The 20,704-nt window shown below is 69.3% G+C and carries 20 protein-coding genes; 6 read left to right on the forward strand and 14 right to left on the reverse strand.

The genetic code is table 11. The annotated features are described in order from the left end of the window. Positions 1-8 precede the first annotated feature (8 nt). The 9 genes from fdxA to PV762_RS00845 form a co-directional block, all read right to left on the reverse strand. Positions 9-332, reverse strand: a complete 324-nt coding sequence (fdxA, locus tag PV762_RS00805) for a ferredoxin FdxA (protein WP_416757927.1) — start codon at positions 330-332, stop codon at positions 9-11. 98 nt (positions 333-430) lie between these two features. Further along, positions 431-1,261, reverse strand: coding sequence for a uroporphyrinogen-III C-methyltransferase (gene cobA / locus PV762_RS00810; protein WP_421033133.1), 831 nt, complete (start codon positions 1,259-1,261; stop codon positions 431-433). Positions 1,262-1,335: 74 nt separating this feature from the next. After that, complete coding sequence (locus tag PV762_RS00815) at positions 1,336-2,685, reverse strand: sulfate adenylyltransferase subunit 1 (protein ID WP_421033134.1); 1,350 nt, start codon at positions 2,683-2,685, stop codon at positions 1,336-1,338. Next, the gene (gene cysD, locus PV762_RS00820) at positions 2,685-3,644 is read right to left on the reverse strand and encodes a sulfate adenylyltransferase subunit CysD (RefSeq protein WP_421033135.1); all 960 of its coding nucleotides are present in this window, start codon (positions 3,642-3,644) and stop codon (positions 2,685-2,687) included. The genes PV762_RS00815 and cysD overlap by 1 nt, the downstream gene beginning before the upstream one ends. Then, on the reverse strand, positions 3,641-4,510 hold the full coding sequence (locus tag PV762_RS00825; RefSeq protein ID WP_421033136.1) for a phosphoadenylyl-sulfate reductase: 870 nt from the start codon (positions 4,508-4,510) through the stop codon (positions 3,641-3,643). The genes cysD and PV762_RS00825 overlap by 4 nt, the downstream gene beginning before the upstream one ends. Positions 4,511-4,512: 2 nt before the next feature. Then, positions 4,513-5,058 carry a DUF934 domain-containing protein gene (locus PV762_RS00830; protein WP_421033137.1) on the reverse strand — a complete coding sequence of 182 codons (546 nt, stop codon included), beginning with the start codon at positions 5,056-5,058 and terminating at the stop codon, positions 4,513-4,515. Further along, a complete protein-coding gene (locus PV762_RS00835; protein WP_421033138.1) occupies positions 5,055-6,743 on the reverse strand; it encodes a nitrite/sulfite reductase in 1,689 nt (562 codons plus the stop codon). Before PV762_RS00835 ends, PV762_RS00830 begins: the two co-directional genes overlap by 4 nt. Before the next feature lie 186 nt (positions 6,744-6,929). Beyond that, positions 6,930-7,850: a DNA-binding protein YbiB gene (gene ybiB / locus PV762_RS00840; protein ID WP_421033139.1), complete on the reverse strand. Its 921-nt coding sequence runs from the start codon at positions 7,848-7,850 to the stop codon at positions 6,930-6,932. Further along, positions 7,790-8,962 carry an ornithine cyclodeaminase gene (locus PV762_RS00845; protein WP_421033140.1) on the reverse strand — a complete coding sequence of 391 codons (1,173 nt, stop codon included), beginning with the start codon at positions 8,960-8,962 and terminating at the stop codon, positions 7,790-7,792. Before PV762_RS00845 ends, ybiB begins: the two co-directional genes overlap by 61 nt. A 181-nt stretch (positions 8,963-9,143) precedes the next feature. Here PV762_RS00845 and PV762_RS00850 point away from each other — a divergent pair, with 181 nt between their 5' ends. Then, positions 9,144-9,569 (forward strand): Lrp/AsnC family transcriptional regulator, encoded by a 426-nt coding sequence (locus tag PV762_RS00850; RefSeq protein WP_377161224.1) that lies wholly within the window; start codon positions 9,144-9,146, stop codon positions 9,567-9,569. Positions 9,570-9,606: 37 nt separating this feature from the next. Here the strand turns inward: PV762_RS00850 and PV762_RS00855 are convergent, their stop codons facing one another. After that, positions 9,607-10,455 carry a hypothetical protein gene (locus tag PV762_RS00855; protein ID WP_421033141.1) on the reverse strand — a complete coding sequence of 283 codons (849 nt, stop codon included), beginning with the start codon at positions 10,453-10,455 and terminating at the stop codon, positions 9,607-9,609. Positions 10,456-10,529: 74 nt separating this feature from the next. Between PV762_RS00855 and pncB the strand changes: the two genes are divergently transcribed. Next, positions 10,530-11,744, forward strand: coding sequence for a nicotinate phosphoribosyltransferase (gene pncB / locus PV762_RS00860; RefSeq protein WP_421033142.1), 1,215 nt, complete (start codon positions 10,530-10,532; stop codon positions 11,742-11,744). 81 nt (positions 11,745-11,825) lie between these two features. Here pncB and PV762_RS00865 read toward each other — a convergent pair whose 3' ends face one another. Further along, a complete protein-coding gene (locus PV762_RS00865; RefSeq protein WP_421033143.1) occupies positions 11,826-14,210 on the reverse strand; it encodes a penicillin acylase family protein in 2,385 nt (794 codons plus the stop codon). Positions 14,211-14,371: 161 nt separating this feature from the next. Here PV762_RS00865 and PV762_RS00870 point away from each other — a divergent pair, with 161 nt between their 5' ends. Continuing rightward, the gene (locus PV762_RS00870) at positions 14,372-15,355 is read left to right on the forward strand and encodes a patatin-like phospholipase family protein (RefSeq protein WP_421033144.1); all 984 of its coding nucleotides are present in this window, start codon (positions 14,372-14,374) and stop codon (positions 15,353-15,355) included. A 16-nt stretch (positions 15,356-15,371) separates the two neighbouring features. Here the strand turns inward: PV762_RS00870 and PV762_RS00875 are convergent, their stop codons facing one another. Together PV762_RS00875 and PV762_RS00880 are read right to left on the reverse strand one after the other, a co-directional pair. After that, complete coding sequence (locus PV762_RS00875) at positions 15,372-16,565, reverse strand: hypothetical protein (protein ID WP_421033145.1); 1,194 nt, start codon at positions 16,563-16,565, stop codon at positions 15,372-15,374. An 89-nt stretch (positions 16,566-16,654) separates the two neighbouring features. Beyond that, a complete protein-coding gene (locus PV762_RS00880; RefSeq protein ID WP_421033146.1) occupies positions 16,655-17,224 on the reverse strand; it encodes a YdeI/OmpD-associated family protein in 570 nt (189 codons plus the stop codon). 284 nt (positions 17,225-17,508) lie between these two features. Between PV762_RS00880 and PV762_RS00885 the strand changes: the two genes are divergently transcribed. Further along, a complete protein-coding gene (locus tag PV762_RS00885) occupies positions 17,509-18,237 on the forward strand; it encodes a TetR/AcrR family transcriptional regulator (protein WP_421033147.1) in 729 nt (242 codons plus the stop codon). Between the two features lie 223 nt (positions 18,238-18,460). On the opposite strand, the gene phaP is transcribed toward PV762_RS00885, so the two are convergent. Then, complete coding sequence (gene phaP, locus PV762_RS00890) at positions 18,461-19,018, reverse strand: TIGR01841 family phasin (protein WP_421033148.1); 558 nt, start codon at positions 19,016-19,018, stop codon at positions 18,461-18,463. A gap of 219 nt (positions 19,019-19,237) precedes the next feature. Here phaP and PV762_RS00895 point away from each other — a divergent pair, with 219 nt between their 5' ends. Both PV762_RS00895 and PV762_RS00900 read left to right on the forward strand, forming a co-directional pair. Further along, positions 19,238-20,176: a histone deacetylase gene (locus PV762_RS00895; protein WP_421033149.1), complete on the forward strand. Its 939-nt coding sequence runs from the start codon at positions 19,238-19,240 to the stop codon at positions 20,174-20,176. Positions 20,177-20,201: 25 nt separating this feature from the next. Continuing rightward, entirely contained in the window at positions 20,202-20,660 is a 459-nt protein-coding gene (locus PV762_RS00900; protein WP_421033150.1) for a hypothetical protein, read from the forward strand. Positions 20,661-20,704 lie beyond the last annotated feature (44 nt).

The following is a 20,704-nucleotide window of genomic DNA, read 5'->3' on the forward strand; positions in this document are numbered from 1 at the left end:
GGGATCGGTCAGCGGACCAGTTGATCGATCTTGCCCGTCTTGTCCTTCCACTCCTCGGCGTCCGGGAGCGCGGCCTTGCGCTTGGTGATGCTGGGCCATTTCTTCGCCAGGTCGGCATTCAGCTTGATCATGATCTGCTGATCGCCGGGCACGTCCTCCTCCGGCATGATCGCGTTCACCGGGCACTCCGGGATGCAGACCGCGCAGTCGATGCACTCATCCGGGTCGATGGTCAGGAAGTTCGGACCTTCGCGGAAGCAGTCGACGGGGCAGACATCGACGCAATCGGTGTATTTGCAGCGAATGCAGGCTTCGGTGACGACGTGGGTCATAGCGGCTCTTCTAGTGACGGGGCCGGCACAACACGGGCCCTCGAAAATCAGCGATCCCCTGGCGTGGGCTAGTTCGCGCTGACGGTAAACACGAGATTTTAAACGTTCGGGCTTTGCGGCAGGGATTCCAGCCGCTCCGGCTCAAGGTCTTGGCGTGAGGACGGTGTCGCGTAATCGCCCAAACCGCTCTTCCGCCCAGCTTCCGCACCGGCCCCCAGAGCAGCTTCCGGCGCCCCCGCCAGCGGGGCCGCGCCCGCGCCGACGATCACCACCGTCGGCCGACCCTTGTGCAGCATGGACGCCGCGCCCAGCGACGCCACGTCGTGCTCGCTGGACAACGCATCGGCGCAGCCGGCCCGCGACACGACGCTCACCGGCGTGGCGGCGTCCCAGCCCGCGGCGAGCAGCCGTCGGGCGAGGGCGGCCAGCTGCTGGCCCGCCATGTAGAAGACCTCGGTGTCGGCGGCCTTGCCGGCGTGGAGTTCGCCGTCCTTCGTCATCGCGGTCGTCAGCGCGACGCTGCGACCCGTGCCGCGCCGCGTGAGCGGACGCCCGGTCTGCGCGGCTGCCGCGATGGCCGCGGTCACGCCGGGCACGATCTCGTAGGCGATGTCGGCCTCGGCCAGCGCGAGGAGCTCTTCCTCGAGGCGGCCGAAGACGTTGGCGTCCCCGCCCTTCAGACGGACGACCATGTCGTGCGCCTTCGCCTCCCGGACCAGCGCGGCGTTGATCGCCGTCTGTTTCGTGGAATGGCAGAAGCCGCGCTTGCCGACATCCAGCCATTTCGCCTGCGGTGCGAGCTCGCGCAGCGCCGGGTCGGTCAACGCGTCGAACAGCACGACGTCCGCCAGCGCGAGCGCCCGCGCGCCGCGCAGCGTGATCAGGTCGGCGGCGCCGGGGCCGGCGCTGACGAAGAGGACGCGTCCCATATCGATGGCTCCTGGCTTTCGTTCGGGGTGGACGGAGGGCGGGCGGCGGGGCGGTCAGGCCGTGGCGGGCGGTCTCAGCGGACCAGCAGCGCGCCGCTGGTGCGGTTGCTGGTGGGATCCACGACGATCAGCGCGCCGCCGACGCGGTTGTCCGCGTAGGGCTGCAGCGGCAGCTCGGCCTGCAGCTCGATGGTGACGTGGCCGATCTCGTTGACCGACAGCTCGTGCGCCTCGGTCTCGGCCAGCGTCTGGATGTCCAGGCGATGATCGATCGCCGCGATGCGGGCCTGGACCCAGCGGTTGCCGTGGCGCACCCAGTACTTTCGGCCCAGCACGGCCGGTTCGGTGTCGATCCACGCGAGGGTGGCTTCGAAGGTGCGGCGGGGCGTGGCCGCGCCGGGCGCGACGATCCAGTCGCCGCGCGAGACGTCGACCTGGCGGTCCAGCAGCAGGCCGGCGGATTCGCCGGCGACCGAGGTCGCCACCGGCTCGCCGGCCCGGCGCAGCTCGCCGACGATGGCGGTCTGGCCGCTCGGCAGGATCTGCACTTCATCGCCGACCTGCACCTGGCCCTGGGCGATCCGGCCCCAGAGCACGCGCGGGTTGTTGCCGGTGCCGTCGCCGTCCTTGGCCACGTACTGCACGGGCAGCGCCAAGGGCGCTTCCACGGTTTCCTGCACGGTCGGCAGCGACTCCAGCACCTGCAGCAGCGACGGACCGTCGTACCAGTCGGCCGCGAGCGGCTGCGTCACGTTGTCGCCGCGCAGCGCGGAGACGGGGACGACCGCCGTCACGCGGATGCCGGCCGCCGAGGCGAATTTCTCCAGTGCGGCCGAGACCTTGCGGAAGGCGTCGCCCGGGTTCGCGGCGGCGTCGATCTTGTTGATCGCGAAGACGATGCTCGGCACGCGCAGCAGGTGCGCGAGCAGGCTGTGGCGGCGCGTCTGCGCCAGCAGCGGGACCTCGTCGACCGACAGGTCCAGCTTGGTCACGTCGACCAGCACGACGGCGGCATCGCTGCCGGCGGCGGCGGTGACCATGTTGCGGGTGTACTGCTCATGGCCCGGCGCGTCGGCAATGATGAACTTGCGCTGCTTGGTCGCGAAGTAGCGGTAGGCGACGTCGATCGTGATGCCTTGTTCCCGTTCGGCTTCAAGGCCGTCGGTCAGCAGGCTCAGGTCGATCGGCTGGCCGGCGGCGCGCTTGCTCAGCGTGTCGAGCTGGTCCGCGAGGATCGCTCTGCTGTCGAAGAGCAGGCGCCCGATCAGCGTGCTCTTGCCGTCGTCGACGCTGCCGGCGGTCAGGAAGCGCAGCGCGCGGTGCGTCGTGTCGACGTCGGATTGATGGATCTTGTTCACGGTGCTCGCGGGGCTCACAGGGCTCACGGGACGATCGGTGCTCTCGGCATTCAGGATGGCGGACATCAGAAGTAGCCCTCCTTCTTGCGACGTTCCATGGACGCATCGGAGGTGCGGTCGTCCATGCGCGTGGCGCCCCGCTCGGAGACGGTGACCGTCAAGGTCTCGGCCACGATGTCGGCGGCGTTGGCGGCGGGGCTCTCCACCGGGCAGGTGCAGGTCATGTCGCCGACGGTGCGGAAGCGCACCTGCGCCGTCTCGACGGTTTCGCCGGCTTCCGGCGGGGTCACGTCGGTCAGTGGCACCAGCAGGCCCTTGCGGCGGATCACCTGGCGGTCGTGCGCGAAGTACAGCGATGGCAGCGGGATGTTCTCGCGGGCGATGTAGAGCCACACGTCCAGCTCGGTCCAGTTGCTGATCGGGAAGGCGCGGAAATGCTCGCCCGGACGGATGCGGGTGTTGAAGAGGTTCCACAGCTCGGGCCGCTGCTCCTTCGGCTGCCATTGGCCGAAGCTGTCGCGGTGGCTGAAGATGCGCTCCTTGGCGCGCGCCTTTTCCTCGTCGCGGCGGGCGCCGCCGATGAGCACGTCGAACCGGTGCTCCTCGATGGTCTCCAGCAGCGTCACCGTCTGGTGGCCGTTGCGCGATTCCAGCGGATGCGACAGGCGGATCGTGCCCTTCCTGATCGAGTCTTCCAGGTGGCCGACGACCAGGCGCTCGCCCATTTCCTCGACGCGACGGTCGCGGAACTCGATCACCTCGGGGAAGTTGTGGCCGGTGTCGACGTGGACCAGCGGGAAGGGCAGCTTGCCGGCGAACTCGTTGCCGGCGATGCGGCGCTTGAAGGCCTTCTCCGCCAGGCGCAGCACCACGCACGAATCCTTGCCGCCCGAGAACAGCAGGGCGGGGCGCTCGAAGGCGGCGGCGACCTCGCGCAGGATGAAGATGGCCTCTTCTTCGAGGTGGTCCAGGTGACGGTGGTCCGCCAGCGGCAGCAGTTGTTCGAGGTTCACGGGGGCGTTCATGCCTGGGCTCCGGAGGTCGCGTTCAACGTCGGGGGGGACGCTTCGGGTTCAGATTCGGTGGCGGATGGGCTGTCGTGCTCGGCATGCGTGGCGTGCAGCCCGCATTCCTTCGAGCTGTCTTCCCACCACCAGCGGCCGGCGCGGAAGTCCTCGCCGACGGCGATCCCGCGGGTGCAGGGCGCACAGCCGATGCTGGGCATGAACTGGTCATGCAGCGGGTTGTAGGGAACGACGTGCTGCTGCACGTAGTGCCAGACGTCGGCCCAGCTCCACTCGGCCAGCGGGTTGATCTTGGTGCGGCCCTGGCCGTCGTCCTCACGGAAGGGGACTTCGGCGCGGTTGGCGCTCTGCTCGCGACGCAGGCCGGTGATCCAGGCCGTGCGTCCGGCCAGCATGCGCGACAGCGGCTCCAGCTTGCGCACGCCGCAGCAGGCCTTGCGCAGCTCGACGCTGCGGTACATCGGCTCCTCGCCGTTGGCTCGCACGAAGTGGACGACCTGCTCCTGCACGGGCGCGAAGACTTCCACCTCGATGCCGTAGCGGTCGTGGATGCGCGGGATCAGCGCCAGCGTTTCCGCGTGCAGCTTGCCGGTGTCCAGCGTCGCCAGCGCGATCGGCAGGCCGTGGCGCGCGATCAGGTCGGTGATGACCATGTCCTCGACGCCCAGCGAGGTCGACTGCAGCGCGCCAGGACCGAAGTCCGCCGCGGCCTGCTTCAGGACCTCGACCGTGCGCGCAACGCGCTCGTCGAAACCGGCGGTCTTGCGGGCGTACAGGCCGATCGCCGAGCCGACGTTCGTCGCGCCCGGCAAGGCCGACACCTCGCCGAGGGGCGCGAAGTCCAGCGAAGACACCTCGCCGCTCATGCTCAGGCCCCGGACTTCTGGCCGGCGGTGCCGGCGCGGGCGAACAGCGGGCGCGTCTCGTTGACGTCCGCCTGGTAGTGGCCGGGGAAGAAGCCCAGCGCGCGCTCGGCTGCTTCCTGATTCTGGTCGCCGCGCATCTGGACGGCATCGACGCCGCAGCGTTGCAGCAGCGGCAGCATGTCGACAAGGACGTCGCCGGTCGCGCGGACCTCGCCGGCGTAGCGCAGCCGCGAGCGCAGCACGTGCGCCTGGCTGTAGGCGCGGCCGTCGACCCATTTCGGGAACTGCAGGGCGATCAGCGCCAGGCGCGGCAGGTCGGCCTTCAGATCGAGCACATCGACATCGTTGGGCAGGATCACGCCGGTGGCCAGGCCTTCCGGCCAGGTGTCGCGCACGGCGTGCCACTGTTCCAGCGTCAGCAGCTTGTGGTCGGCGGCGGCGGGATGCGGTTGCGGGCCGTCCTCGCCGGCGCAGGTGTGCCAGGGATCTTGGGCCTTGGAGACGAACTTCATGGTGCGGGGGCGTTCCGTGTCCGGGATTGCGGTCATTGCTTGGCGGTCGATCGGCGGATCTCGTTGGTCGCCTGCTTGAAGGCGTCCAGGCCGATGCGGCGGACCGTCTGGAGGAAGCGTTCGCCGGCCTCGCGTTCGCGGCGGTAGGTCGCGATCACGGCCTCGACCGCGTCGGCGGCTTCATCGGCGGCGAAGGACGGGCCGATCACCTTGCCCGGCACCGCGGCGCCCGACAGCGTCGAGCCGTCCGAGCCGCCCAGCGTGATCTGGTACCACTCGCTGCCGTCCTTGTCGACGCCGAGCACGCCGATGTGGCCGCTGTGGTGGTGCCCGCAGCTGTTGATGCAGCCGCTGATGTGCAGGTCGATGTCGCCGATGTCCCAGAGCTCGTCCAGGTCCTGGAAGCGGTCGGTGATCTCGCTGGCGACCGGGATGGAGCGGGCGTTGGCCAGCGCGCAGAAGTCGCCGCCCGGGCACACGATCATGTCGGTCAGCAGGCCGATGTTGGGCGTGGCGAAGCCGTGTTCCCTCGCGGCCTCGAAGAGCGCGGGCAGGTCGCTCTCGCGCACCCAGGGCAGCAGCAGGTTCTGGTCGTGCGAGACGCGCAGTTCGCCGTGGCTGTAGGCATCGGACAGCGCGGCGGCGGCGTCCATCTGCGCGTCGGTGATGTCGCCCGGCGGCAGGCCGACGCGCTTGAGCGACAGCGTCACCGAGCGGTAGCCGCTGACGCGGTGCGCGTGGACGTTGCGTTCCAGCCAGCGGCGGTAGGCCGGCGAGGCGCCTTCGAAGAGGTCGATGCCCGGCACCGGGGTCACGCCTTGCGGTTCGACGAAGCTGGCGGCGACGCGCGCCAGCTCGGCCTCGGGGATGATCTGCTCGTGGCTGCCGGCGTCGTCGCCGAGGATGGCCTGGTACTCGGCGTTGACCGCGTCGAAGTAGGCCTGGCCCTCGGCCTTCACCAGGATCTTGATGCGCGCCTTGTACATGTTGTCGCGGCGGCCGAAGCGGTTGTACGTGCGCACGATCGCCTCGAGGTACAGCAGGATGTGCTGCCACGGCACGAAGGGGCTGATCTCCTGGCCGATGATCGGCGTGCGGCCCATGCCGCCGCCGACGAAGACCTGGAAGCCGATCTCGCCGGCGTCGTTCCTGCGCAGCTGCAGGCCGATGTCGTGCCAGGCGATGGCGGCGCGGTCTTCCTTCGCGCCCGAGATCGCGATCTTGAACTTGCGCGGCAGGAAGGCGAATTCGGGATGCAGCGTCGACCACTGGCGCAGCACTTCGGCGTAGGGGCGCGGGTCGATCAGCTCGTCCGCGGCCACGCCGGCGGTGACGTCGCTGGTGATGTTGCGGATGCAGTTGCCGCTGGTCTGGATGCCGTGCATGTCGACATCGGCCAGCAGGTCCATCACGTCCGCGGATTGCGGCAGCGGGATCCAGTTGAACTGCAGGTTCTGGCGCGTGGTGAAGTGGCCGTAGCCGCGGTCGTGCTCGCGGGCGATGCGCGCCAGCTGGCGCAGCTGGCGGCTGTCCAGCACGCCGTAAGGGACCGCGACCCGCAGCATCGGCGCATGACGCTGGATGTACCAGCCGTTCTGCAGGCGCAGCGCGCGGAAGTCGTCGTCGGGAAGCTGACCGGCCAGATGGCGTTCGAGCTGGTCGCGGAACTGGGCCGCGCGGGCGTGGACGAACTGGCGGTCGAAATCGGTATAGGCGTACATGGCGTCGGCTGGACCCGGCCGGGTTTCTCAGGGGGCCCGCCGCGCGTCAGAGACACCGCGGCTGGCCCAGGGCTGGCCGGGAGTCTGCACTCTATGAACGCTTTATATATATGAGAACTACAAAATCGTAGATTGCTTATGGCGATATAAGCATATGAAGATTTCTGCAAAGACAGGACAACCGGATCATTCCGTGGCCAGCTGGCGCAGGGCCGCGATCTGGTCGGCGATCCGAGGGGGCAACGGCTCGAAGCCGGCCAGGATCGCGCGAATGAGGTCGGCGTTGGCCGCCGGCTCGCAGGCGGGCGACAGCGCCCAGTCCAGATCCTCGTTGCTTGCCGGGTTGAGATCCAGGACTTGCCCGTTCGCGAAGCCTTGCAGATGGGCCTTGCGCCGGAGGTGCAGGTAAGCCTCGCCCTCGCTGGCGCGCATGAGGAGCGCACGCCCGTCGTCGGCGCTGAGCTGAGGCAGCGCCTCGCCCATGCTGTCCACGTATTCCGGATGGGTCACCGCGACCACGCGCACGCTGCGGCCCGGCAGCGGGTCCAGCAGCTTCGCGATGCTGTGGCTGCTGTTGCGCAGGCCCATGCGCGGGCGCAGCGCCATCATGGCGTCCAGTCCTGGGTGGATGAGTTCGGTCGGCAGGATGGCGAGACGGTGCGCGGCCAGTCGCTGACCGGCTTCGTCCACGTTCCGGGCGACGGGAAGTTCCAGCGCGTCGAAGAGTTCGAACGGACTGATGCGGCTGTCGAAGTCGTGCCGGCCGTGGATCAGCACCGGAATGCCGTCGCGCGCCAGCAGCATCGCCACCAGCGGCATCAGGTTGGCCTGCTTGCGCGCGCCGTTGAAGGTTGGCAGCACGACGGTCCGCGCACCGGCCGGTGCGTCCACGCGGGCGGCGCCGGCCTGCATCGCTTCGACGAACCCGAGCAGTTCGTCAAGGCTTTCCCCCTTGATGCGCATCGCGATCAGGAGGGCGCCGCGCTCCAGGTCGGGCACGGTGCCGTCCAGCAGCGCGGCGAACAGCGCACGCGCCTGCTCGCGCGTCAGGTCGCGGGCGCCGCGAGCGCCTCGGCCGATTTCCTTGAGGAGGGGGGCGTAGTCCATGCGTCCTTCCGGTGAGGGACGCAGTTTAAGAGGGCCGCCCGCAGGCCCGCCGGGACGCCTGTCGCGGTCTCGGCTTCGGCTTCGGCGACGGACGGGAGGTCCAGTTCGCCGAACAGGTCCTTCGGATCGTCCATCTCGGGCACCAGCGTGAGCTCGCGACCCAGGCCGAGGGCCTCGGCGCGGTCGCCCAACCAGCGCAGCGTCGCGAAATCCTCGAGCGCGAAGCCGACCGAATCGAAGACGGTGACCTCGTCGGCGCTGCGCCGGCCGGCCGCCTCGCCGCGCAGCACGCGCCAGAACTCGGTGACCGCGAAGTCGGCCGGCATCTGCTGCACGTCGCCTTCGATGCGGGACTGGGGCTCGTACTCGACGAACACGTTGGCCCGTGCCAGGACGTCGCGATGCAGTTCGGTCTTGCCGGGGCAATCGCCGCCCACGCCGTTCACGTGCATGCCGGGCTCGATCATGTCGGGCGTCACGATGGTCGCGTTGCGCTTGTCGGCCGTCACCGTCGTGACGATGTCGGCACCGCGCACGGCCTCGGCGGTGTCGCGGCAGCGGATCAGCGTCAGACCGTCGATGCGCGACAGGTGACGGACGAGCTTGTCGGTCGCGGCCGGGTCGACATCGAAGAGGCGGATCTCATCGATGCCCAGCAGGTGGTGGAAGGCCAGCGCCTGGAACTCGCTCTGCGCGCCGTTGCCGATCAAGGCCATCTTGCGCGAGCCCGGTCGTGCCAGGTGTTGCGCGACCAGTGCGGAGGTGGCCGCGGTGCGCAGCGCCGTGCTAAGTGTCAGCTCCGACAGCAGCCGCGGCGTGCCGGTCGCGACGTCGGCGAGCACGCCGAAAGCCATCACGGTGGGCAGGCCCACGAGGTGGTTTTTGGGGTGGCCGTTGACGTACTTGAAGCTGTAGAGCGAGGCATCCGAGATCGGCATCAGCTCGATCACGCCGTCGTCCGAATGGTTGGCGACGCGGGCGCTCTTGTCGAACTGGCTCCATCGGACGTAGTCGTCGGCGATGTAGCGGGCGAGGGTCTGGAAGCTCCGGGCGATGCCGTCGTGCCGGACGACGCGGGCGACGTCGGGCGTGAGGAGGAGGCGGGTCGTCATCGGCAGTCTCATGGCTGTTGGAATGCCTCCATTCTTCGGATCGGCGTGTCAGCAGGAAGCCGGAGAATTGATCAATAATCGAAGTGCCTTGCGCATTTCGTCAGCGAACTCTGACGAAATGCTGTGAAATTCGGGTTAACCCAGGGCGGTCCGCGCGCAAGGCGGCCGCCGGCGCACCAACATGGACACACTCGACCATCAACTGATCGCGCTGCTGCGCCAGGACGCCCGCGCCAGCATCGCGACGCTGGCGCACAAGCTGAAGGTGTCGCGCGGGACCGTGACCAACCGGCTGACGCGGCTGGAGGACAGCGGGCAGATCGTCGGCTACACCGTGAAGCTGCGGGCCGACGTGGTCCAGCCGCACATCACGGCATGGATGAGCATCGCCGTGGAGGGCAACCGCACGCGCGAGGTCGTCGGCATCCTGCTCGGCGAGCCCGGCGTGGCGGGACTGTTCGATACCAACGGACGCTGGGACCTGCTGGCCGAGCTGCGCGCGGACAGCCTCAACGAGCTGGCCGAGATCCTGGAACGCGTGCGTCTGATCAAGGGCATCGGCGCGACCGAGACCAGCATCCACCTGCAGACGTACAAGCTGGCCTGAGCGCGTCAGCGCATCGGCGCATCGGCGCATCGGCGCGTCAGCGCCTCTGCGGCTCCACGCTTCTGGCGGACGTCGGCGCATCGTCGTCGTCCGGCTCGGGCGCATCCGGCTCGAGCTGGAAGCGGCCGTCGCGCAGCTCCATGCGCGTGCGCTGCACCACCGCGCGGAGCGCGTTGCACGCGCCCTCGTTGAAGCGCAGCACGATCTCGACACGCGGGCCGCGTCCGGGGCTCAGCACGCTGACGCCCGACGTCTGCGGCGCCGCATTCGCGCCGCAGGCGAGCGGCCCGGGCTTGTTGTCGAAGCCGAGTTCCGCGCCGAGCTGCATCTCGCCGTCGCGCTCGAGCACCAGCCGTTCGGTGCGGCTTTCGCGGCCGCGGTCGATGTCGTAGCGGCGGCTGCGCAGGATCCAGCGCTCGTCGGCGATCTGCAGCAACTGCAGGTCCTCGTCGCCGGAGCCGGGCGCGCCCGGCATCAGCAGCAGGCCCTTGGCGTGGAGCTTCCAGCGGCCGGCCTCGTCGGCGGCCAGCACGGCGGCGCCGAGCGCCGGCACGCAGGCCGCGCAGCGGAACTGGTCGCGCGGGCCGGGCGTCAGCTGGTAGACCAGCATCAGCTTGTCGACGTTCGATTCGACGTAACGCGCGCGGAACACCTCGCGGATCTCCGCGCGCAGCGTCGGCGATCGCCCGCCGAAGAAGGCGGCCGCGCGTTCGTGGCGCCAGGTGTTGCCCCCGTAGACCAGCTTCATCGCCGTGGCGGCATCGGGCGGCTTGTCGATGGCGATGGGGATCTGGGCGCGCACCGCCGTGGCGAGCAACAGCAGCGCCGCGGCGCACAGGCGACGAAGGAAGCCGAGGCTGCGGCGGTGGGCGAGGGGCTCGTGCACGAAGGGCGGGCTCGGCGTGTGGCGAAGTCGCGATCATCGCCGAGCCCCGTCCCCCACGGGTACAGTCCCCGCCCATGAGCCGTCCCGACGCCCCGCCTCCGGTGATCCGCAGTCTGCTGGAGACCGATCTCTACAAGTTCACCATGTGGCAGGCGATGCTGCATCGCTACCCGCAGGCGCAGGCCGAGTATCGCTTCGCGTGCCGCAACACGCCGCAGTACCCGCTGGCGGAACTGGTCGCGGACCTGGAACGCGAGATCGACCACCTCTGCGCGTTGACCTTCCGCGCCGACGAGCTCGAGTACCTCAGCGGACTGCGCTTCATGAAGCCCGACTTCATCGATCTGCTGCGCATCTTCCGTTTCCAGCGTGCGTTCATCTCGGTGCGGGCCGAGGGCGAGAAGCTGGAGATCGTCGTGCGCGGCCCGCAGGTGCACGTGATGGCCTTCGAGATCTTCGTGCTGGCCATGGTCAACGAGCTGTACTTCCGACGCTTCGATCCCGCGGCAGCGATCGGGGAGGGCCGCCGCCGGCTCGCGCAGAAGATCGATCTGATCCGGGCCTTCACCCGGGAGGAAGCGCCGCGCCGCCATCCCTTCCAGTTCTTCGACTTCGGCCTGCGACGGCGTTTCTCCGGCGCCTGGCATGAAGAGGTGCTGCGCACGCTGCGCGACGAGCTGCCGGAGACCTTCCGCGGCACCTCCAACGTGCTGCTGGCCAAGGAGCTCGGCCTGGTGCCGATCGGCACGATGGCGCACGAGTACCTCCAGGCCTACCAGGCCACCGGTGTGCGGCTGCGCGACCACCAGAAGGCCGCGCTGGAGGACTGGGTGCAGGAGTACCGCGGCGATCTCGGCATCGCGCTGACCGACGTGATCGGCATGGACGCGTTCCTCGCCGATTTCGACCTCTACTTCGCCAAACTGTTCGACGGGCTGCGTCACGATTCCGGCGATCCGGTGGCGTGGGGCGAGAAGGCGCTCGCCCACTACGACCTGTTGCGCATCGACGCCAATACCAAGCGGCTGGTGTTCTCCGACGCGCTCGACATGCCGAAGGCGCTGGCGCTCTACCGCCACTTCGCGGACCGCGTCCAGCTGGGGTTCGGCATCGGCACCAAGCTCAGCAACGACGTGGGCCTGCCGACGCTCAACATCGTCATCAAGCTCACCCACGTCAACGGCCAGCCGGTGGCCAAGCTCTCCGACAGCCCCGGCAAGACCATGTGCGAAGACCAGACCTTCCTGGCCTATCTGCGGCAGGTGTTCAAGGTGCCCAGTCCGCGATAGGCGGCAAGGCCTTCGGCGGCCGCTGGCCCTCACCCCTGCCTCTCCCGCAAGCGGGAGAGGATGAAAGAGGGGATAGGCGCGTCAATCGCGATGCGCGGTGATGCGGTGGATCACCGGACCCGCCAGCAGCGGCGTCGGTCTGCCGTCGACCCAGTCCTGATGTCCCGCGCCGTAGAACGGCGACATCGGGTGGCCGCTCTGCCCGCCCGGCATCGACAGCCAGCCGTGCTCCTCGCGGCCCGGCGAGACCACCATCCGCTCGGACTGTCCGAACGCGGGGCCGGCGACGTGGGGCAGGTGGCTGTCGCCGCTCTGCGGCGCCGAGGGCATGTCCAGCCAGCGCGAGAGCGCCGGGATCGCCTTGGCCAGCGGGTGCTGGATGCGGCTCGCGTTCTGCGCGCCCCAGGTGGCGCCGCCGAGGTTGCCATCCGGCGCGATCTCTCGCGCCGCGTCGTCCAGTTGCGCCAGCAGCAGCGCGTCCCAGTTCGGGAAGGCCGCCGGCAGCAGGTGCGGCGGGCGTTCGTCGAGCGCGCGCGCGGCGCTGTACTCGAACTGGTTGCGCCAGCGCAGGCGCCGCTTCGGGTCCAGTTGCCGCTCGCCGAGCGACGGCACGGTCCAGGCCTCCCACAAGGTGTCCAGCACGCGCAGTCGCGCCTGGCGCACGAGGCGGTAGGCGGCCGAGTCCGCGTCGGCCCGGCCGTTCCAGTTCTCGAGCAGCTGGACGAAGGCCTTGTGCGTCGGGTTCGCGCCGGCATCGGCGCGCGCGGCCGCCAGCAGGCGCGCCGCCCAGGTCTTCATGAAGCGCGCGTCGTCGTCCAGGTGGATGGCGCCGATCGACGCTTCGTCGTGTTTTTCGGTGGCCGAAAGCCGGTCACGGATCTGCTGCGCACGCGCGCCCAGGTCGAAGCCGCCGTCACCGAGCAGTTCCCCCGGCGCGCCGTCGAGCTGACGGTTGTTGGCGGTCCACAGCTGTCCCTGTGTCGGCGACAGCACCTGCGGCGTGCGATCGGGGTCCAGCCAGTCGCGCCGCATCGCCGTCGGCGCGACGAAGCGGCCATAGCGCTCCGGCAGGCCGGGCTGCGCCCACAGGCGACCCGCGACCGTCCAGCCGATCTGGCCGTCGCGGTCGGCGGCGAGCAGGTTCTGATGCGGCATGCCGGCACGCTGCGCCAGCGCCAGCGCCTCGCTGACGTGGCGCACCTGCAGCATGCGATCGAGTTCGAGGTTGTAGGCTGCGCCCTGATGCGCGATCCAGTGCAGGGCGAATCGGCGTCCGTCCTCGACGGTCACGATCGGTGCGTCGCCGATCTCGTTCACTTCGAGAGTGACCGCGGGCCCGCCGTGCACCTCCAGCGTTTCAGTGCGTGTCGTCAGCTTCGCATCGGCGGGGACCTCGATCCAGTCGAACCATTGCCCATAGGCATTGGTGAAACCCCAGGCGACCGACCCGTTGGAGCCGACGACCAGCGCCGGCAGCCCGGGCAAGGTCACACCCGCCGCGCGCAGGCCCGTGCGACCGGCGCCGATCTGGAACTGCGCGCGATACCAGATGCTCGGGACGCCGAGGCCCAGGTGCATGTCGTCCGCCAGGATCGCACCGCCGTGCGCCGAGCGCGAACCCGCCACCGCCCAGTTGTTGCTGCCCAGGACCGGCAGATCGCCGTCGGCATGGACGCTGGCGGGCAGGGCCGCAGGGCGGCTCGCCGCATCGCTCGCCGGTGCCGCGGGAGCACGGGATCGGCTCACGTCGAGCTGCTCGGGCGTCGGCATCGTCGGCGCCGGCATCTGGCTGCCGTCGAGCGCCGCGTCCCAGCGGCCGCCGCGCGGGTTGAGCCAGTCGAAGACGACGTCGCCGGCGTGCTCGCGCAGCGTCGCGCGGTCGAAGCCGGTCTCGAAGCTGCCCGACTGCAGCATGAAGTACATCTCCGAAATGACCAGCAGCGAGTCCACCGGCGTCCAGTCCTGCGGCTTGGTGCGCAGCAGCAGGTACTGCCAGGGGCGCATCGGCAGTCCGTGCAGGCCGGCGTTGACGCCTTCGGCGTAGGCGAGCAGCAGCAGCCGGTCCTCGCCCGACAGGCCCTCAAAGCGCTCGGTCAGCCGCGCGCGCAGCCGGTGGACGCGACGGGAGCGGTCGCGGTCCAGCGCCTTGGCGCCGAACAGCGCGGACAGTTCGCCGGCGGCCGAGCGGCGCGTCAGGTCCATCTCGAAGAAGCGTTCCTGCGCGTGCGCGAAGCCGAGCCCGCGGGCCACGTCCAATCGCGTGCGACCCTCGACCACCAGCGTGCCCAGCGCATCGCGTCCCAGACTCACGGGCGCGCTCAGGCCGGGGATGGCGACGTTGCCGTCCAGCTGCGGCAGGCTGGCGCGCACGCAGGCCCAGGCCGTGATCGCCAAGGCCACCAGCAGGAACGGCAGCCCGACCAGGCCCCGCACGGTCCAGCGCCGCAGCGCGCTTTTTCCACTCATGTGCTCTCCTGATCCGCGTCCCGAAGTCCGGCCCCGGCGCTGAGACCTCGCCGCCTGGGCCGCGCTGTCCCGGCCGCGATTGTCGACGCCGATTTCCGGGCCGCGATTGTGCGTGCGCGCTGCAACAGGACTGCTACAGAGCTTCCCTAGAATCGCGCGCCATGCTCCGAGACGATCGAGACCCGACCCCAATCGCCACCGCCGCACCGGCGCTGCCCTCCCGCCGCCGCTGGCTGACCGCCGCCGGCGCGCTGGGCCTGAGTGCGTTGAGCGCCTGCTCGACCTTCACGCCGACCCCGACCCCGCCGCCGGTCGTCACAACGCCCGACCCCGAACTGCCCACGCCGGTCACGCCCAGGCCCATCCCCAAGCCACCGCGGGTGGGGCTGGCGCTGGGCGGCGGCGCGGCGCGCGGTTTCGCGCACATCGGCGTGATCCAGGTGCTGGAGGAGAACGGCCTCAAGGTCGACCTGGTCTGCGGCACCTCGGCTGGCAGTCTGGTGGGCGCGCTGTATGCGGCGGGCCGGACCGGCAAGGAACTGCAGACGGTCGCCGAAGCGATGGACGAAGGCGCCATCACCGACTGGACCTTCCCGATGCGCGGCCTGATCCGGGGCGAGGCGCTGGCGCGTTACGTCCGCCAGATGACGGGCGGCCGGGGCCTGGAGCAACTTCCACTGCCCCTGGGCATCGTCGCGACGGACCTGGGCGACGGTTCGCCCATCCTGTTCCGGCAAGGCGACGTGGGCACGGCGGTGCGCGCGTCGAGCGCGGTGCCGGCGGTGTTCCAGCCGGTGAAGATCGGGAACCGCGAATACGTGGACGGCGGCCTGGTCGCGCCGGTGCCGGTGCGATTCGCCCGGCAGATGGGCGCCGAGTTCGTCATCGCCGTCGATATCGGCGAACCGCCCGACCCCAAGATTCCGGGCGACGCGATGCGCATGCTGCTGCAGACCTTCTCGATCATGGGCAAGTCGATCAACCAGTACGAGTTGCAGGGCGCGGACGTCGTGCTGCGACCCAAGCTGGACGGCTTCAGCGGGTCGGACTTCACCACGCGCCGACGCGCCATCGCGTTGGGTCGCGAAGTAGCGACGGCGATGCTGCCGGACATCAGGAGGAAGATCGCGGCGAAGACCCGGTGAGGGTCGACATCCGATATCACCTGGGCGGCGGCGGCGGCCTGCGGCGCAACGCCGTGACGCCCAGTACCTCGATGCGGTCTCCGGCTTCCAGCTGGCCGTCGTAGACCGTGATCCGCATCCACGGCCGCGGGCCGCTCGGCCCTGACACCAAAGCCGCGGCCCGTCGCCCCAGATGCCTGGCACGCAACGGAACACGGCCCGCCGGCCGCAACGCATCGATCGCGCGGAGCGGCGCCTGCGCTGTGCCTGTGGTCAGCAGGTAGGCCGGCTGGTGCGGATGGCCGGATTCCGTCGAGATCGCCAGCGCGAAAGTCTCGCCGTCCGCGACCACGTGACTGCCGAAGGCATAGTGGGCATCGTCGTTCTCGACGGTGATCATGGCCGCCCGCAGCGAATAGGACAGGCCGGTCTGACCGCCCTTGTCGTTCTCGATGGCGAGCCGCACGTCGGTGGCGGAGGGCCGGGACGCCGCGGCCGGCGGGGCCTTCAAGGCGACGACCCAGGCGAGCCGCTCGCCGGCGTCCCATGGGGGAAGCGCCACCCGGAATGAACGGGTGCCGCGATCCGGCTGGACCTCCATGTCGGGCGTGCCGACGTGACGGAGCACCTCCATCGATTGACACCAATGATCGGCGTTGTCGGGGGCGTAACCGTCCACGTTGGCCGAACGCTCCAGGGCGCGGCCGCAGACGACCGGCTGTTCGGGCATCCCCGGCGTCAGGGGCAGGTGCGTCGAGCGGCTCGACAGGCAAGTGACGCCGTCCAGCGAACGGCACATGGTGTCGCCGCGCGGCGTCCTGGACAGCATCAAGGCGTGACCGGCCTCGGCATGGTCGGTCCATTCGGCGAAGCGGCTGGCATAGGCGCCGTTGCACCAGTGGAACGGCCGGCGATGTCCATTGCCCTGATAGCCCGGATCGGTCGGCCCGCGCCCCAGGCGCGGCAAGCGATCGCAGCGCAAGGTGGACGACGGCGCGCTCGCGGCCTCTCGCGGTGGAACGGCGATGCTGCAGTGGCGGCCATCCTCGCTGTGGCAGGCCAGTTGGCCGTCCTCCATCCGGAAATGCCAGCCGTTGTATGCCCGCCATGTCGGGGCGGCAGCCCTCCCCGGATCCGGCGCATCGGTGACGGCGGAGGCGGCGGATGCGGAGGTGAAGACGCCAGCGGCGGCCAGGACGGCGTTGGCCGCGAGCAGCGGAAAGAAACGCATCGGAACTCCGGTCGAAATCCAAAGCTCGCCAGTGGTCCGACGGTCAGGTGTGGACATGGCAACCGGGCGCTTGCCCGGAGCGCAGGACCTCAGAGCCGTTCGCCGCGCGCGCTCGCCTCGATCAGCCTGTCCAGGCGGGCGAGCTGCGTCTCGAGCTTCTTCGCGCTGAGGATGTGCCAGATGCTGGTGCGGCGGTAACCGTCCGGCTGCGCCTGGAAGAACGCCCACGCCTGGGCGTTGCGCATGAAGATGACTTCATGCGACGGCGACAGCTCGACGAGTTCCTTCGGTTGCTCGAATGCGTAGACGCGCGAGCGTTCTTCCTGCCGGCGTTCGAAGGCCGCGAGACCGGACGGCTTCATGCGGCCTTCCTGGATCAGCGCCTCGGCCCGGCCGATGTTGACGGCGCTCCAGATGGACACCGTCTTGCGCGGCGTGAAGCGGATCTTGTAGCGCTTGTCGTCGATGCGGGTGCGCACGCCGTCGATCCAGCCGTGGCACAGGGCCTCGTCGACCGATTCCGGCCAGGCCATGCTGGGCTCGCCGGTGGCGCGCTTGTGGAAGCCGACCAGGACCTCGGTGGCCGTGGCGGCGTGCTCGTCGAGCCAGGCTCGGAACGCCTCGGGGCTGGCGAAGAAGATCGGGGTGCGGGTGGCCATGGAGCGGAAGTATGCCCGGCGCCCTGAGCGCAGCAGAACGGGGTGGAGGGGGCGACCCAGCGCGACCTTCTCGGCATGGCTGGCGCGCGCATTGCCCTCGGGGAACAGCAGCCGGTACTCGCGGGTGCCCCGTCCAGCCGCCTGCCGGCTGAATAACTGCGCTGTGCGTTTCGTACGTGTACGAAATTTGTGATGATGCTGGAGCCAGGGTTCTTGAGGATGAAACGTGGCCCTGGGTGTGGGATAACGTACACGAAAAATAACCTTTTGATGCAGGAATCGCCGTGCGAAACACTGATCAGGACTCCGAGCGCGAGCGGCCGCGGTTGCGCCGAGGACCCGCCGAGATGGCCGCGCTCAAGCGCGAGATGCTGGAGCGCGCGCGCAAGATCTACCGCGATGAAGGCGTGGAAGCGCTCAGCATGCGCCGGCTGGCGCAGGAACTGGGCATCTCCACGATGGCGATCTACAGCTACTTCGAGAGCAAGAAGGCCCTCCTCGACGGTCTGTGGATCGAGGTGTTCGAGTCGCTGACCGACGAGCTGCTCGACGCGTCCAAGGATCAGCGCGGTCCGCGCAAGGTGCTGGAGGCGCACACGCGCTGTCTGCTCGACTTCTGGGAACGGCACCCGGAGCAGTTCCGAATGATCTACATGTCCTTGACGCAGACCGGCACGCTGGACGAGATCGGCCAGGCGCAGCAGCCTGTCTACAACCGGCTGCTCGGCTTGATGCGGGAGCGCGTCGCCGCTTGTGCGCCGGCGGGTTTCGAGCCGGGGGAAATGGCAATCCGGTCGATGTGCGACCAGATGTCGGTGCGCACCATGGGCTTCATGATGATGACCATCGGGCTGCCCCGGTATCCGCTGTACGACCGCGAGGCCTTGCGCGAGTTCACCGTCCAGGGCGTGCTGCGCGATGTGGCGGACCAGTACGCGCAATTCTCGTCCGGGGCGCGCCCGGCGGCCGCCGAGAGCGCGGCGTCCGACACTCCTTCCACGGCGGCGGACTGAGACCACCGCGCCGCGGCGCCCCGTGGGTCCCGGGATTCGCGGGGACCCTGCGCCCGTCACCGGGCACCCGGGCGATTGCCGGAGCACCTTGCCGGTGCCCTTGACGCCTGTTGGGGCGCTACAGACGAAAAAAAAGCCCAGCTTGCGCTGGGCTTTGAAGGGCACTTGGGAAGCTTGACTTCCTTGGGTACCGAGGAGACAACCGATACGGCAACTCGTTCGCTCAGGCCGTGGCGCGCTTGGCGCCCCGGGCGGCGGTCTGGGTCGCCTTCACCGCCGTGCTGGTCACGGCGTTGAAATTGGATTCCGCGATGTCGGTGGCTTGCTTGGCGGCCTTGTGCAGGCTTTCGTAAGCGTTGTTGGCCGCGGCCACCGCCGACTTCACCAAAGCAACAGCATTTTCCGTGCCAGCTGGAGCGTTCCGGGTCGCGTTGTCGACGACGGTGCCGAACTTGACTTGGGCGTCCGCAACCTGGGACTCGGCCAGCTTCACGAATTCCGACGAGGTCGACGTGGCGATGTCGTACAGGTGGCGGCTGTAGGCGACGGCCTTTTCAGCCGACGGTTGCAGCAGCGCGGTCTGCAGGGCCCACAACTCCTGCGGATCCTTGATCGTGACGGCCTGCTGGGCGGTTTCGGCGGCTTCGCCAAGCGCGGTCTTGGCGACTTGCAGGTTCAGTTCGACCAGCTTCTCATAGCCTTCGAACGCCTTGGCAGTCAGGCCGAACCACGAGGCTTGCAGGTTCTTCTGTTGGTCGATCACTTGGTCAGCAGTCAGCATGCGAAATCTCCTTGAGGAATGAGGTCAGCCGGGGACAACGCGGCGGGCTGAGCACCGTCGCCGCACATTTGTTGCGGTGCAGCATGGAATTAGTATAGGACTGCCGACGATGATTGCAAGCACTTTTTGTGCATTGCAGCAAAGTCCCGGCGCAGTCGGCCGCCATGTCCCCGAATGCCCGCCGCTGTGGGGTTTGGAGTGCTCTGCTAGGGTCAGACCATGCTCGCCTTCCATTACGACCATTTGACGCTGGCGCTGCCGCCCGGCCATCGCTTCCCGCAGTCCAAGTACCAGATGCTGCGCGAGCGGGTGGAGCGGACACCGGGCGTGATGCGGCCCCAGGTGGCGGACGCCGCCGGGCCGGAGGCGCTGGCGCTGGTCCACACGCCGGACTACATCGACGCCGTCCTGCACGGCACCTTGAGCGCGGCAGCGCAGCGCGAGATCGGTTTCCCCTGGGCGCCCGGGCTGCCGCGGCGCTCGCTGTGCTCGGTCGGCGCGACCATCGCCGCGGCCCGCGCCGCACTGGAGGAGGGCGTCGCCGCCAGTCTGGCGGGCGGCACGCACCATGCGTATGCGGACAAGGGCAGCGGGTTCTGCGTCTTCAATGATGTCGCGGTGGCCGCCCGGCTGATGCAGGCCGAATGGCACCGCCGGAATCCTGATCGTGCCGGGCTGCGCGTGCTGGTGGTCGATCTGGACGTCCATCAGGGCAACGGCACGGCGAGCATCTTCCGGGACGACGATAGCGTGTTCACGCTCTCGATCCACGGCGAGAAGAACTTTCCCTTCCGCAAGGAGGCCAGCGACCTGGACGTCGGCCTGCCGGACGCCTGCGGCGACGCGGTCTACCTGCCGGCGCTGGAGGCGGCGCTCGCCGAGGCCTGGCGGCGGATGGCGGACCGGCCGCCGCAACTCGCCTTCTACCTCGCCGGCGCCGATCCGCACGAGGGCGACCGGCTCGGTCGTCTGAAGTTGAGCGCCGACGGCCTGCTGCGCCGCGACCGGATCGTGCTGGATGCGCTGTTCGAACGACGCGTCCCGGTGGCGCTCAGCATGGCCGGCGGTTACGGCGAGGACCTGAGCGTCACCGTCGACGTGCAGATGCGGACGCTGGACGCCGCGGCGCGCGCGTGGGAACGCTGGCGGGACCACTGAGGCCCTTTTCACTTCGAGTCCGCCCATGTTCCCGATCGATGTCAGCCCGCCCGTGGCCCACCACGACTGTCCGACCCCCGAGGCGACTGCCGCCGCTGCCTTGCCGCCGATCTCCGACGCGGAGAAGGCGAGGATGATCGCCGAGGCGAAAACCATCGCCCGGACCTGGACTGGACAGGTGCTGCGATGGCCGGACCGCTACCAGGCGATCGTCCAGACGTTCGAGCTCGCGGACGCGAAGCCGCTCCCCGAGCATCACCATCCCTTCCCGCGCTTCGGCTGGGTGAGCGAGGGGCACCTGCGGGTCGTGCAGGTCGGCACGGGCGAGGAGCGCGTCTTCCGTCCGGGAGATCTGATCGCCGAATCGGTGCTGCAGCGGCATTACGGCGTCAAGGTCGGTCGGGAGCGCGTGCTGCTGAAGCTGCTCGATGTCGTCCCGGCCGACTGGCAGGGCGGCAACACGGTCTTCGATCCGCTCCAGTAGCCCGTGCGACACCTGACCCCGCGCCGCGATGGAAGAATCGGCAC

It is taken from the genome of Mitsuaria sp. CC2 (assembly GCF_048957715.1).
Classification (GTDB): Bacteria; Pseudomonadota; Gammaproteobacteria; order Burkholderiales; family Burkholderiaceae_C; genus Roseateles.